At 36.9% G+C, this 14,415-nt stretch carries 12 protein-coding genes; all 12 read left to right on the top strand.

What is annotated here, in order from left to right; translation table 11 throughout:
- Position 1: 1 nt before the first annotated feature.
- The 12 genes from D6855_RS12675 (at position 2) to D6855_RS12620 (ending at position 14,405) form a co-directional block, all read left to right on the top strand.
- A complete protein-coding gene (locus tag D6855_RS12675; protein ID WP_158589528.1) occupies positions 2-712 on the top strand; it encodes a class I SAM-dependent methyltransferase in 711 nt (236 codons plus the stop codon).
- A gap of 72 nt (positions 713-784) precedes the next feature.
- Positions 785-2,005 (top strand): glycosyltransferase family 4 protein, encoded by a 1,221-nt coding sequence (locus D6855_RS12670; RefSeq protein WP_120741663.1) that lies wholly within the window; start codon positions 785-787, stop codon positions 2,003-2,005.
- A 56-nt stretch (positions 2,006-2,061) separates the two neighbouring features.
- Entirely contained in the window at positions 2,062-3,150 is a 1,089-nt protein-coding gene (locus D6855_RS12665) for a Gfo/Idh/MocA family protein (RefSeq protein WP_120741661.1), read from the top strand.
- A 19-nt stretch (positions 3,151-3,169) separates the two neighbouring features.
- Positions 3,170-4,492 (top strand): nucleotide sugar dehydrogenase, encoded by a 1,323-nt coding sequence (locus D6855_RS12660; RefSeq protein ID WP_120741659.1) that lies wholly within the window; start codon positions 3,170-3,172, stop codon positions 4,490-4,492.
- 44 nt (positions 4,493-4,536) lie between these two features.
- Positions 4,537-5,646, top strand: a complete 1,110-nt coding sequence (locus D6855_RS12655) for a glycosyltransferase (RefSeq protein ID WP_120741657.1) — start codon at positions 4,537-4,539, stop codon at positions 5,644-5,646.
- An 8-nt stretch (positions 5,647-5,654) separates the two neighbouring features.
- On the top strand, positions 5,655-6,266 hold the full coding sequence (gene hisH / locus D6855_RS12650; protein WP_120741655.1) for an imidazole glycerol phosphate synthase subunit HisH: 612 nt from the start codon (positions 5,655-5,657) through the stop codon (positions 6,264-6,266).
- Between the two features lie 3 nt (positions 6,267-6,269).
- The gene (locus tag D6855_RS12645) at positions 6,270-7,034 is read left to right on the top strand and encodes an AglZ/HisF2 family acetamidino modification protein (protein WP_120741654.1); all 765 of its coding nucleotides are present in this window, start codon (positions 6,270-6,272) and stop codon (positions 7,032-7,034) included.
- A gap of 3 nt (positions 7,035-7,037) precedes the next feature.
- Positions 7,038-8,165 (top strand): N-acetyl sugar amidotransferase, encoded by a 1,128-nt coding sequence (locus D6855_RS12640; protein WP_330546959.1) that lies wholly within the window; start codon positions 7,038-7,040, stop codon positions 8,163-8,165.
- A 44-nt stretch (positions 8,166-8,209) separates the two neighbouring features.
- On the top strand, positions 8,210-9,412 hold the full coding sequence (locus D6855_RS12635) for a glycosyltransferase (protein ID WP_120741650.1): 1,203 nt from the start codon (positions 8,210-8,212) through the stop codon (positions 9,410-9,412).
- Between the two features lie 104 nt (positions 9,413-9,516).
- Positions 9,517-11,142, top strand: a complete 1,626-nt coding sequence (locus D6855_RS12630; RefSeq protein WP_120741648.1) for a hypothetical protein — start codon at positions 9,517-9,519, stop codon at positions 11,140-11,142.
- Between the two features lie 6 nt (positions 11,143-11,148).
- Positions 11,149-13,044, top strand: coding sequence for an asparagine synthase (glutamine-hydrolyzing) (gene asnB / locus D6855_RS12625; RefSeq protein WP_120741646.1), 1,896 nt, complete (start codon positions 11,149-11,151; stop codon positions 13,042-13,044).
- Entirely contained in the window at positions 13,044-14,405 is a 1,362-nt protein-coding gene (locus D6855_RS12620; protein ID WP_158589527.1) for an oligosaccharide flippase family protein, read from the top strand. Before asnB ends, D6855_RS12620 begins: the two co-directional genes overlap by 1 nt.
- Positions 14,406-14,415: the final 10 nt, after the last annotated feature.

Here is a 14,415-nt window from a genome sequence, read left to right as displayed (position 1 = left end):
TATGAGCGCAAATTTATCGAATGAAGAATTATTGGATATTACAGAGTGGGACACAGTAAATTGGGGAAAGGCTATTAAATGGATCGATGGCTTGAATCTAGACATTAATGGAAAAAAGGTACTAGAGATGGGGGCGCGAAATGGCGGAATGAGTTTATATTTTGCAAATCGAGGTGCCTTTTGTACTTGTACTGATTTATTTATCCCAGGAGAAAAAGCCAAAAATAAGCATAGGAAATGGAAGGTTGATAATAGAATAAGCTATGCAGCGCTTGATGCAACAGAAGATAAAATTCCAGAAAAGTATATCAATAGTTTCGATATTGTTACTTTTAAGAGTGTATTAGGTGGAGTGGGTTCATACGAAAATGTTGATAACGAAAAAAAGATGGTTGAACTGATAGGAAGAGTATTAACAGATAACGGAATTGTTGTTTTTATCGAAAACATGAAGGCATCTGACTTACATGTAATGTTAAGAAGAATATTCAGAAAACATGGTCATAGATGGCATTATCAAACTGATCTCAATATCAATGAATTGTTTAAGGATTATATTCTTATAGACAAGAAATACTACGGTTATTTGGGGTTGTTTGGACCCACAGAAAAAACCAGAAAAATACTTGGAAGAATTGACATCTTTTTCGAAGCAATTATTCCAGACAAGTGGAAATATTTGGGGGCTTATGTATATCGAAAAAGTAATTGAATTAAGGAGCAATCACCATGAAATGGGAACTAAGTTCCTTATTTTAGTCGATTTGGTGGATAAAGAATACTGATGAATATATTGTACTTAGAACATTACGCCGGCTCACCTGAAATGGGGATGGAGTTCAGGCCTTATTATTTGTCGCGAGAATGGGTGAAGATGGGGCACAAGGTCACAATAATTGCTGGAGACTATTCGCATCTGCGTAAGAAAAACCCTATTGTAACTCGGGATTTTCAATCTGAAGATATAGATGGAATTGAATATGTTTGGGTGAAAACTGGGTCGTATGAAGGTAACGGAGTCGCCCGTGCGCTAACAATGGAGCGTTTTGTTAGAAAACTCTATACTTGTTCAAGGATGATAGCCCAAAGATGGAAGCCTGATATAGTAATAGCATCATCTACATATCCTTTAGATACTTGGCCGGCACAGAAAATTAGTAAAATAGCACAATGCAAATATATTCACGAAGTACATGACTTGTGGCCGGCTACACTATATGAGGTAGGAGGGATGTCAAAAAAACATCCTTTTGTAGTTGCTATGCAGATTGCTGAGAATTCTGCTTATAAGCATTGTGATTTGTGCGTGTCACTAACTCCTTATTCTAAGGGATATATGGTGCAACATGGATTAGAACCAGAAAAATGGGTGAATGTTCAAAATGGTATAGTTGAGGAGGAGTGGGATAATCCAGATCCACTTCCTGAAGAACATCAGAAATTTTTCGAGGAGCATAAAGATAAGTTTATAGTTGGATATTTTGGTGGTCATGCGCTTTCAAATGCATTAGATAATTTGCTAGATGCAGCAAAAATGATAACTGATCCCGGCATAATCTTTGTTTTGGTGGGAAATGGCGTAAAAAAAGAGAATCTTATCAAACGCAAACAAGATGAGAGTATTGACAACGTTTTTTTTCTTCCGCCAATAAAGAAATCTGTAGTTCCAACATTAACTAAACAATTTGATGTTTCTATAATGACGGGTGTGCCATCACCACTATATAAATACGGATTGTGCATGAACAAGATGTATGATTCTATGATGGCTGGGAAACCAATAATATGTGCGATTAGCGCTCCGAAAACGTTGGTAGATGAATACAATTGTGGGGAGCAGATTTCAGATGTATCGCCATTTGAGATAGCAAAGTCTGTGGAAAGATTTGCCAGGATGAGTGAAGGTGACAGACAAAAGATTGGGATAAACGGCAGAAATGCAGTGAAAAAGAACTATACTTATAAAAAACTAGCTGAATGCTTTATTCAAAGAATTGATAAATAATCTATTAAACAAATGCACTGTTCAAGAGATTTTAAAATACAAAAGGAGATAAGAAAATGAAATATGCACTAATTGGATGTGGAAGAATAAGTCCGAATCATATTGCGGCAGCAAAGGCGAACAATCTTGAGTTTGTGGGCATCTGTGATATTAATCCAGAAAATATGCAGGATAAGATCCTGAAATTTGAACTGAATCCTATTCATACATATTCCAACTATAAGGAAATGTTGGAGGTAGAAAAACCTGAACTTGTAGCCATTTGCACGGAATCTGGAAAACATGCTCAAATAGCTCTTGATTGTATAGATGCAGGATGTAATGTGATTATCGAAAAACCAATTGCGTTATCTTTGGCCGATGCAGATGAAATTATTAGGCGCGGAAAAGAAAAAGGTGTCAAGGTTTGTGCTAATCATCAGAATCGCTTTAATAAATCAATTCAGAAAATCCGCGATGCTGTTGATAAGGGAAGATTTGGAAAAATGTTTTATGGAACCGCTCATATTCGCTGGTGCCGTGACTGGAACTATTATTCCAGAGCTGATTGGCGTGGAACTTGGGAACAGGATGGAGGAGCTTTAATGAATCAGTGCATCCACAACACTGATCTTCTCAGATGGATGATGGGAGATGAGATTGATACTGTTGTAGGAATGACTGATAAACTTAATCATGATTATATTGAGGCGGAAGATCTTGGAATAGCTCTTATTAAGTTTAAGAATGGCTCATATGGAATACTCGAGGGAACTACGGATATCTATCCCAAAAATTTGGAAGAGACTCTTTACCTTTTTGGAGAAAAAGGGACTATTAAGGCAGGCGGAACAAGTGTTAATCGTATAGAGGAATGGAGATTCTCCGATCAGCTTGATGATCCAGAAGAGGTGATGGCACAGTTCCACGAGAATCCACCGAATGTATACGGATTTGGTCATACACCATTATATGCAGATGTCATAGATGCCATTAAGAATGATAGGGAGCCATATGTTACTGCGGAAGATGGACGTAGAGCGCTAGAGCTTGTGCTTGCTGTATATAAGTCTGCAGCTGAAGGCAAGCCGGTGAAGTTGCCACTTACAGACTGCAGCACTATGGATTTCGTTGGAAGATTCGGCGAACGAAAAATCATGAAATGAGTTTTTGGAGATAAATAAAATGGATTTATATAACAAATTGATTACTAACGAAGATTCACTTGCACTTGTGGGGCTGGGGTATGTAGGAATGCCTATAGCGCATGCTTTTGCTAAGAAGGGAATAAATGTAATTGGTTTTGATCTGAACAAAGAAAAGATTGAACTCTACAAGTCTGGTATTGATCCGACAAATGAAGTAGGCAATGAGGAGATTAAGAAGACAAAGATACATTTTACTTGTGACGAGACTGAATTAAACAAGGCAAAGTTTATTATTATTGCTGTTCCTACTCCAGTAAACACTGATCATACACCAGATTTGACACCTGTTATCGGAGCATCAGAGATAGTTGGAAGAAACCTTCAAAAGGGATCAATAGTTGTATATGAATCGACAGTATATCCAGGGTGTACGGAGGATGTATGTATTCCTATTCTCGAAAGAGAGTCGAGGTTAAAATGCGGAGAAGGTTTTAAAGTTGGTTACTCACCAGAACGTATTAATCCTGGAGACAAAGTTCATCGACTCGAAAATATTCGAAAGATTGTATCGGGAATAGACCAAGAATCGCTTGATATAATTAAGGCGGTTTATGACATTGTAATTGAAGTGGGAACATTCCCTGTTTCAAACCTTCGTACAGCTGAAGCGGTGAAGGTGGTTGAGAATTCTCAGCGTGACATAAATATTGCTTTCATGAACGAACTAGCAATGGTGTTTGACCGTATGAGCATTGATACAAATGAAGTAGTTGACGGAATGAATACCAAATGGAATGCACTTGGCTTCAGACCAGGCTTGGTGGGTGGTCACTGCATAGGTGTCGATCCTTACTACTTTACTTATGAAGCGGAAAAGCTAGGGTATCATAGCCAAATAATTCTTAATGGGCGAATGGTTAATGATCATATGGGCGCATACGTTGCTGATGCTGCGATACGTAAGATGATCAAGGCGGGACAGGCTCCTAAGAAGAGTAAGGTGGTCATTCTCGGTCTTACTTTTAAGGAAAATTGTCCAGATACAAGGAATAGCAAAGTGTCTGATATTATAAATGAGTTGGGGAGGTTTAGAATAAGACCTTTAGTTGTGGATCCATGGGCAAATGAGCGAGATGCAATGAATGAGTATGGCGTGGAACTCACAAAGCTTGAGGACGTAAAAGATGCCGATTGTGTGATTGTAGCGGTTGCGCATAATGAGTTTAAAGAATTAGGACTAGATAAAGTAAAGAAGCTTTATAGAGATGGAGCAGATGATGAGAAGGTTTTGATTGATGTTAAGGGAATTTATAAGGTGGATGAGCTGAAGGCATCAGGACTCCAGTGGTGGAGATTATGAGATTTACATCTAAAAAACGTATTGGCAATGGAGAAGCATAAGAAATGAGAGTATGTCATGTGACGAGCGTTCATCCAAGACACGATATTAGAATATGCGAGAAAGAATGTGTTTCGCTATCTGAGTATGGTTTTGATGTGTTTTTGGTGGTAAATGATCCTGAAGCAGATGAGGAATATAGAGGCGTACATATCATTTCAACTGGAGAGAAATATAAAGGCAGGATTGATCGTATTATCAAGGCACCAAAATGTGTTCTGAGAAAGGCGTTAGAAGTTGATGCTGATATCTATCATTTGCATGACCCGGAATTGCTGAGCATAGCTTTAAAGCTCAAAAGATATGGAAAAACAGTTGTTTTTGATAGTCATGAGTTTACTGCAGTGCAGATAGAATATAAACCATATATTCCAGAGTTTCTTCGCAAGCCTGTTTCAGATATGTATAAGCTATACGAGGCGAGAATTCTTCGAAAACTAGATGGAATGGTTGAGCCCTGCACGTACAATGGGAAAGATTTTTTCGGAAAAATAGGTATTCCGAAGGTGATTATTGGTAACTATCCAAAACGTGGACATTTCGACGAAATTAGTAGGGGGGATATAGATTTTAATAAATGCTGTTATGTGGGCGGTATTACAGCAATTCGAGGAATCTTCCATATGATCAAAGGATGCTATTTGGCAGGAAAACGGCTTGTGCTAATTGGAAGCATTGATGCTGATTTAAAAGAGAAAATTGAGAGCATGCCAGAATATGATTGTGTAGAGTATATGGGAGTGTTGCCACATGATGAAGCAATGAAGGAAGTTGCCAAATGTGGGATGGGTTTGTCGTTATTAGAACCTGTAGCACAGTATGTAAACATTGATAATTTGCCAACAAAAGTATATGAATATATGATGATGGGAATGCCAGTTGTGTTATCCAACTTTCCTTTCTATAACAGAATTATAGAAAAGTATGCGTTTGGCCTGACGGTTGATTCAACAGATGATCAGTCTGTTGCGAAAGCAATAATTGAATTGGCTGCTGATAAAGATAGAATGAAAAAAATGGGAGAAGAGGGTAAACGTGCCATAAAGGAAGAAATGAGTTGGGAGTTAGATGCAGAAAAACTGGTGAGCTTTTATAAAACAATCTTGGGAGAATAACAAGAGAAATGATAGCCATAGTAGATTATGGGGTTGGAAATCTCGGCTCTATCAGCAATATGCTAAAAAAGGTTGGAGTGGATGAGATTGTTCTAGCCACTACTTCAGATGACATAAAAAAAGCTGACAAAATAATATTACCCGGTGTTGGGGCATTTGATACAGGAATGAAACTGTTAAATGAGTCCGGATTGCGGCAGGAATTGGATATACAGGTGATGGATAATCACAAGCCAATTCTAGGGATATGTTTAGGAATGCAAATGCTTGGTAAAGGAAGCGAAGAAGGAAATGAGGCAGGTTTAGGGTACATTGATTTTAAATGTTATAAATTTAACATCTCTGACCATAATTTGCATATTCCGCACATGGGGTGGGACTATGTGGAAATAAACAAAGAAGTACCGCTAACACGGAATCCAAAAGAAAAAATGAGATTTTATTTTGTTCATTCTTATTATGCTGAGTGCGAGGATAAGAATGATATTTTGTTTTCTTGCGATTATGGAATTACATTTGCTGCAGGTGTAAATAAAAAAAATGTATATGGCGTTCAATTCCATCCTGAGAAGAGCCACAACTATGGAAAGTGGCTAATTAAGAATTTTACGGAGATCTAATAGATGTATACAAAACCAAGAGTTATACCTAGTCTCCTCATAGAAAATGGAGATTTAGTAAAGACAGAAAGATTTAAAAAAAGAACATATATTGGAGATCCTATCAATGCAGTAAAAATATTCAATGAAGAAGAAGCAGATGAATTGTGCCTTCTTGATATTTCAGTGAAGAAGAACGATGATATCAATTTCAGTTTGTTAGAAGACATTGCAACTGAGGCTTTTATGCCATTATCTTACGGAGGAGGGATAATGGATATGGACGAAGTGAAAAAACTGTTTCGAATAGGATTTGAGAAATTGATATTTAACACTGCATTATATGAAAAACCAGATCTTATTAGGGAAGCAGTAGCTTTTGCGGGATCGCAGAGTATTGTGGCATCTATTGATGTGAGACGAGACTTGTTTGGAAAAACTGTTTGCTATACAGATCATGGATGTAAGAAAATAAAATCCAATATTATCGATTACTTACATCAAGTTGAAAACTTAGGGGTTGGAGAAATACTACTTCAATCCATAGATAACGATGGAGTAATGAAGGGCTATGACTACTCTCTTATTGGAAACATAACATCTAATACGATACTTCCGGTTATTTGCTTAGGAGGTGCAGGTAATCTTTCAGACATGGTCAAGGCAGTAAATGAGTGCGGTGCCCATGCGGTTGCGGCGGGTAGTATGTTTGTTTATTATGGGGAGCGTAAAGCGGTTCTAATTAATTATCCGACTGAACAAGAACAGGCGGAAGCGGGTATATTTTAGGAATTGGAGGAATTAAGATTGGACTACCAAATATGTACACGATGTATCATGGACAATAAATCAGATCCATTGATTACTTTTGATAATAATGGAGTGTGTAATCATTGTCGTGATTTTGATAGCGTAGTTGATAAGTTACCTAAAACAGATCAAGAGAAAGAGATTGCATTTAATTCAATTATTCAAGAGATAAAGGAACATGGAAAAGGCAAGGAGTTTGATTGTGTTCTAGGAATATCCGGTGGAGTTGATAGTGCTTATTTAGCATATATTGCAAAAAAAGCAGGCCTTCGTATTCTTGCAACACATGTGGATGCTGGATGGAATACTGATGTTGCTGTTGAAAACATAAAAAAATTGTGTAAAGCGCTGGATATAGAGCTTCATACGATTGTAGTTGATTGGACTACTATTAAGGAGCTGCAACGAGCATATATGTTTTCTGGATTACCAAATCTTGATGTTGTGCAGGATCATGCTTTTCTTGCTGGAACATATAAGTTTGCGAGGAAGTATGGGATAGATTATATGCTTAATGGCAGTAATTATCAGACAGAAGGAATCCTTCCATCCAACTATGGTTATGCTGCGATAGATTATAAGAACATTAAGGATGTTTATAAGAAGTGTGGTCGAGGAAAAGTGTCATTAAGGAAATATCCCAAAATGTCTTTATTCACATATTCCTTGACTTACTTGGGTAAAACCAAAAGAGTTAATCTGCTTAATTATGTTCCATACTCCAAAAAAATGGCGATAGAGGTTTTACATAATGAATTCGATTGGAATTATTATGGAGGTAAACATTTTGAATCAAGGTTTACAAAGTTTTTCCAATCATATTATTTGCCAAAAAAATTTAGGTATGAAAAGAAGAGAGCCCATATTTCAAGTCTTATAGTTGGAGGCGAGATATCAAGAGAAGAAGGGCTTCGTGAAATGTCCGACGATTCGGCATATACTGAGGTACAGATGCTGGAAGATCGTGATTATATTCTCAAGAAACTGGATATTTCTATTGATGAATGGAACGCTCTTATGGCGGCACCGAATAAGACGGAAGATGACTATAAGAACAACAAGAAATTGATGAAGTTGATGCAGAGCGTTAAGAGGCGTATTAAGAAGTAAATATAGCTTTTTGAACCTACAAAAAAGTTTTAAGGATATTATTCATGTATAGAAAAGAAGATGATTCTTCATGCGGTACATTAGTTGTTAAGGTATGTATAAATGAGTGGGAGAATGAAAGTCGTGACAAAAAAGAGCTTTCAGTTTGCAGAGAATTAGGTGCAAAAATAGAAGTTGTTGCAAAGGGCGACATCGGTGATTATGGAAGAGTGGAGAATGTGGATGGATATGAGGTGCATCGATTATCTTCAAGGCCAGTTAAGTTCTTACCATCATCATTGAATCGTATTATTTCTGTTTTTACATGGGCTAGATATGTTCACTTGTTACAAGCGGATATCATTAGTGGTCATGATATTATAGGTCTTACCATTGCGTGGATTTCTAATTGGTTTTCAAAAGAGAATAATAAAGCAAAGCTGGTTTATGACTCACATGAATTTGAAATAGGTAGAAATGTTAAGCGTAATAGGCTACAGAAATGGATTATCACTAAGTTAGAGAGACTTCTCATCAGCAAAAGCGCATTTATGATTGTTGTCAATGACAGCATTGCTGATGAGGTTGTTAAAATACATAGATTAAAAAAGAGACCGGTAGTAGTCAGAAATATTCCACCTCGTTGGACTGTCAATGAAGAGGAGTGCAGATATGTTCGTTCAAAATTCCTTTCCGATTTTAAAAGGGCTGAAGGACCATTACTCATGTACCATGGCGCAATCTGTTGCGGGCGTGGAATAGAGGAATGCCTAAACGTTTTATCATTGGATGAAAGGTTATGCCTGATTTTGTTGGGGAAACTTCAGAGCAGTAAATATAGAGAAGAACTGGAAAAACTTATAGATGAATACGGTATTTATGATAGAGTAAAATTCTATGATCCAGTTTCTTATGAAGAGCTTTGGAAATATATAGGAGCAGTAGATGTAGAAATGGTATTGATACAACCAATAGTGCAAAGCTATTATTTTGCACTTCCTAATAAGCTATTCGAGGCAATTCAGGTTCACGTGCCTGTTGTTGCTACAGATTTACCAGAGATTCGACGAATTGTGGAAGAATATAAGGTTGGGGAATTGTGTAAGAAGTATGATATAAATGATATTTATGAGGCTCTTTCTAATATTCTCAATAATGAGAATGTAAAAAAAGAGTATATAGAAAACGAAATTAAAGCAGCCACAGAACTTTGTTGGGAGGTGGAATCTGAAAAGCTTAAAAAGGAATATAAACAGCTTTTTCAATAATATTGGTTAGAAGAAATACAAATTAAGTATAGTCATTCCAAGCATTGGAATGACTATACTTATACTATTGGAAAAAAGCTAGTAAGAAAGATGGTGAGTTGATTTTGAAAATTGGAGAAATAGATTTATGTATAAGTGAATATAAGGAATATCATACGGAAAGATTTGATATGTATTTATCAGGAGATATTTACAATCTGGATGATAAAGAATCGCTGGAACCTGGAGGAGAGGCAAAATATCTTGAAAGTATAGCCAAAGCAATAACTAATCAGGAAGCTGATTTTGAAAGAATATATGGATATTATAGACTTTTCATTGTGGATAAAGAAATATCCTCACAGTATTTCTTTTCTGACAACCTTGGAAGCCAGCGATTTTATATGAATGAGAATACTATCAGTGTGTCAGACAGTTTTCTTAGTCTTATGAAGGGCATCGGGGTTGATAAAATTGACAGGAATGCAATAGCACAATTGTTTGCTTGGGGTACGATAGCAGATGGAAAGACCATAGCAAAGGGAATTACTAAAACTGATAGCGATTATTATTATGAAATTAAAGATAAAACAATCATAAAACATAGTAAAGGGCTTAAGCGATTTTGCGATAAATATACTGGACATAATCTTTATGATTTTGTAGCTGCTGAGTGCCGTGTGAATAAAGGGAATCTTATAGGGGCGCGAGTTACTGGAGGGAATGATTCTAGGGCTATACTTGCTAGTATTTTGAAATCTGGAAATAAACCAGAAACAATTATAACTGGTCATGCCGGCAATCCAGATATACCAATATCAAAAAAGATAGCAGACATTGCTGGAGTTGATTTGGTGATACTTGATTCTGATGAACATGAGAATGGGTGGATTGAGAAAAGTTATGACTTTTTTGATGGTTGTTTTGACCCAGTATTAGCTTATCGTCAGCTACAAACTGTAAGGTCATTAAAAGCTGGAACCAGATTATTGTTTGGCGGTGTTGGTGGAGAATTTTACAAAAACTACTATATTAATCCTTTCCGCGACAAGATTATTTTTCAAAAAGCATCTGTTCGAGATGTAGTCAACAAAGTATTTGGTCATAACACAGGCTGTTACGCATGGCTTTCAGATAGCATATTACAGCAAACCAAAGGCTTAGAAAAACAAATTTTAGAGTTATTCCAAGATAAACTTGAAGTAGAGGACGATCAGCTGGCGCTTTTTAACCATGCTGGTTTTTACAGACTTAGAAGCACCTTTTCGGATATAACCAATTCTATCACAAGAGATATGATACAGGCTGATCCGCTTGTTGATCCAAGGCTAATAAGAAGTATAGCAGATAAAAATCCGTTCTTCCTTGCTATGGCAATATGGCAGAGAAGACAGATACATAGAGATTACCCTGCTCTTTCAGAAATTGAGACCGATCAGGGATATTCCATGACAGTTAATCCTATAAAGCTTACATACGAAAGAATTAAAAAAGGTTTTTTCTGGGCATCAAGGGTGACTGCAAGGGTGAGGCGGACATTAGGATTGAAGTGGAAAGATATTACACAAAATTACTGGGATGTAGACTATGCTGCAGCAAGACAGACTGATGCGTGGCTGAAATGCTTTCAGATATGTAAAGATTATGAAATCTTATCAAAAAAAGCAAAAGAGGATGACATTCCTTTGGCTTGTACAGGAATTATTATTCTTTTGGGTATGAACATAGAAGGAATGAAGAATGGAGCCTAATTATTTATGTGTGGTATAGCAGGGATAGTTGGAAAAGATAGAGATAAGGATATCAGAGAGAAAATTGGCAGGATGCTTGCTGTAATTGTACATCGAGGACCTGATGGAAACGGTAGCTTTTTTTATGATGATCGTATTGGTTTGGGCCACAGGAGGCTTTCTATCATTGATCTGACGGATAATGGGGCACAGCCAATGACTTATCTTGGCAGATATCATATTACATATAATGGAGAGATATACAATTATTTAGAACTCAGGGATGAATTAGAAAAAGCGGGATTTACTTTTACTACTCATACAGATACAGAAGTTCTTTTGGCTGCTTACTGCAAATGGGGAGCCGATTGTGTAAATCATCTCAATGGAATGTGGGCTTTTGCGATTTTTGACGAAAAGGAAGAAAGAATATTTGCGTCGAGAGATCGATATGGGGTGAAACCATTTTACTACCATATTGCCGACAACACGTTTATATTTGCATCGGAGATCAAGGAGATTCTTGAACTTCTGCCTAGGCCTATTCGTGCAGATAAGAGTCATTTTTATGCATTTCTTGCAAACGGGTCATTTGACTATGATGAAGGCACCATGTTTGACGGAATCAAACAATTGATAGGTGGACATAATTTGATATTGGATTGCAGGACGTTGGAAAATAAAATCTATCGATGGTACGACCTTCGGAAAGTACAGGAAAATAGTAATTCAAAGGAAGAAAATGAGCAATTATTTCACGATAAATTTGAGAAAGCCATTAAGCTTAGATTGAGGTCTGATGTGCCTGTAGGGTCATGCCTTTCGGGAGGGCTTGATAGCTCATCCATTGTCTGTATGGTTCATAACGTTCTTAGTAGAACTACTGATAATGGGAATCATGATCTGGCAGCTATTTCTTCCTGCTTTGAGGACAAAAAATACGATGAGCAGGAATATATTGATGAAGTCATTAAAGAAACAGGTGCAGTATCACATAAGATATTTCCTGATATGAATGAGGCGTTTAATATTCTGGATAAGATCATCTGGCATATGGATGAACCTTTTCCAGGATTGTCTGTTTATGCGCAGTGGTGTGTGTTTGCAGAAGCAAAAAGACAGGGGCTTACGGTTATGCTTGATGGGCAAGGCGCTGACGAACAGCTAGCGGGATATACGCCATTTTATAAAGTACTCTTTATTGAATTGATGAAGAAGAGAAAATGGCAAAAATTAAGGACTGAAATTAACGCTTACAGGACGTTGCGATCGGATACCGAAGCTGATTCGTTTGGAGAAATAATGATGTCAACGCTTACTTCATTGCTTCTCCCGGATAGCATAAGGTATAAGTTGAATAAAATATATGTGAAGAGGGTAATTGGGCTTCCTCTTCCTACCGTAATGTACAAGAACAAAAGTATAGAACAGAGTTACAGAGCATATAATAAACGAAATGCCAGACAATATGTGTATGCTGGTATGCATGATGGATTGAGAACGCTACTTCACTTTGAGGATAGAAATTCTATGGCGCATTCTATAGAATCAAGAGTCCCATTCCTTGACTACGAACTGGCGGAGTTTATTTATTCTGTTCCATTAGAACATAAGATAGAAAATGGAAGAACAAAGAATTTGATACGAGAGGGATTAAGAAATATCATACCGAAGGCGATCTATAACAGGATATCGAAGCTGGGATTTGTAACGCCTGAAGATAAGTGGTTAAAAGAAAATGAGACCTTTTTCTATAACGAGTTGGAAAAAGCGTGCGATAGGCTTGACAGAATTCTTGATAAACCAAAAGTATTATCTTGGTATAGCGATCATGTACAGTCTACAAGAATGGGAGACACTACATGTTTTCGAATCATCTGCGCTGCTCATTGGGCAGAGGTGTTTGGTGTGGAGTTTGGATAATGAAGGATAGAGTAAAAGCATTTTTAAACAGGCATCCATTTTTTAAGAATATAGCTGTGCTAATTAGCGGAAATGTGATTGGATATGGAATATACATGGTTTTTCTTCCTGTTTTAAGCAGGATTTTTGGCCCTGTTCAAATGGGGGAGTATGACTTGATTCTTTCTTCTGGCCGTTTTGTATTAGACTTTATTAGCCTCGGGTTAATCATGGCTGTCATGCTCCCAAAAGAAGATGACAATGCAAAAGATATATGCCAGATAGTGCTTTTTCTAAATGTTGGATTCTTACTTGTTTTTATTTCTATATTATTTGCAATAAGAAATGTATACCATTTGTTCGATACCAGCATACCATATGGTTTGTCTGTAATACTACTTGCACTGTATCTGTTTGCCTTCAATCTGCAAGCACTATTCTATTCCTATACGAATAGGAGCAAGAAATACAGGGTGCTTTTTTGGAATCCTATAGTGCAAAATGTTGCAAATGTAGGCATATCTATTACATTAGGTATTATGGGTTTCGGAACTACCGGATATCTGATGGGTACTGTGGCAGCATATATTATATGCACAATCCATATGCGTTTCTTTGTACAGCCATTCCATACAAAAATATCAATTAAAAAATGGAAAAAGCGATTACGTGAATATAAAGATATTCCCCTGGTTCAGCTTCCTGCAAATGTTATTTCCCAGATAGGAACGGAAATACCTACACAGTATTTAGGAAGAGTATTTGGAAGTGGCCTTTTGGGTGGGTATACCATGGCAAATAGGATACTTAGTATACCGGTTTCGCTTTTGGCGACTCCTATTAATCGCGTGGTTTATCAAACAATGGCAGCAAAGAGGAATAGCAATGAAGATGTAGGAGATTTTTGTTTTGGTGTTGTAGAAAAAAACATTAAACTGGCAATTCTTCCTGTAGGTGTTCTCATAGTATTTTCAAGGCCTTTAATACCATGGGTTTTAGGAAAAGAATGGGTTGTTGCAGGTGATTACATAGCGATACTGGGAGTCATGTTTCTTCTAAAGTTCTGTTCTGCTTGTGTTTCAGGAACATTTGTGGTTATGGGAAGACAAAAGTTGTCACTTGTGATGTCTTTTGTGAATCTTGCGATATATGGCGCTTGTTTTGGGCTATCTTATGTGTTGGGATTTAATGTTCGTACAACAGTGCTCATTTTCTCAGTAAGCGAATGCATGTATCAAATCCTTAATTTGGTACTATGTGTATATTGCACGCATTATTCTATGCAAAAATTTATTAAATTCTTATTGAAATATATAATTGGTGGAAATGTTATTATTTATTTGGTTTATTTCGTCATGCTTAAAGTGGTAGGAACTTTCTAGCGGAGGGTGG

Origin of the sequence: Butyrivibrio sp. CB08 (assembly GCF_003625485.1) — a bacterium.
GTDB lineage: Bacteria > Bacillota > Clostridia > Lachnospirales > Lachnospiraceae > Butyrivibrio.
The sequence above is the reverse complement of the archived record's forward strand: the minus strand, read 5'-3'. Positions and strand labels throughout refer to the sequence as shown.

Coding starts and splice junctions, on each gene's coding strand:
- D6855_RS12670 (WP_120741663.1), top strand. CDS start 785: ATGAATATATTGTACTTAGAACATTACGCCGGCTCACCTGAAATGGGG.
- D6855_RS12655 (WP_120741657.1), top strand. CDS start 4,537: ATGAGAGTATGTCATGTGACGAGCGTTCATCCAAGACACGATATTAGA.
- D6855_RS12660 (WP_120741659.1), top strand. CDS start 3,170: ATGGATTTATATAACAAATTGATTACTAACGAAGATTCACTTGCACTT.
- D6855_RS12665 (WP_120741661.1), top strand. CDS start 2,062: ATGAAATATGCACTAATTGGATGTGGAAGAATAAGTCCGAATCATATT.
- D6855_RS12675 (WP_158589528.1), top strand. CDS start 2: ATGAGCGCAAATTTATCGAATGAAGAATTATTGGATATTACAGAGTGG.
- asnB (WP_120741646.1), top strand. CDS start 11,149: ATGTGTGGTATAGCAGGGATAGTTGGAAAAGATAGAGATAAGGATATC.
- hisH (WP_120741655.1), top strand. CDS start 5,655: ATGATAGCCATAGTAGATTATGGGGTTGGAAATCTCGGCTCTATCAGC.
- D6855_RS12635 (WP_120741650.1), top strand. CDS start 8,210: ATGTATAGAAAAGAAGATGATTCTTCATGCGGTACATTAGTTGTTAAG.
- D6855_RS12620 (WP_158589527.1), top strand. CDS start 13,044: ATGAAGGATAGAGTAAAAGCATTTTTAAACAGGCATCCATTTTTTAAG.
- D6855_RS12645 (WP_120741654.1), top strand. CDS start 6,270: ATGTATACAAAACCAAGAGTTATACCTAGTCTCCTCATAGAAAATGGA.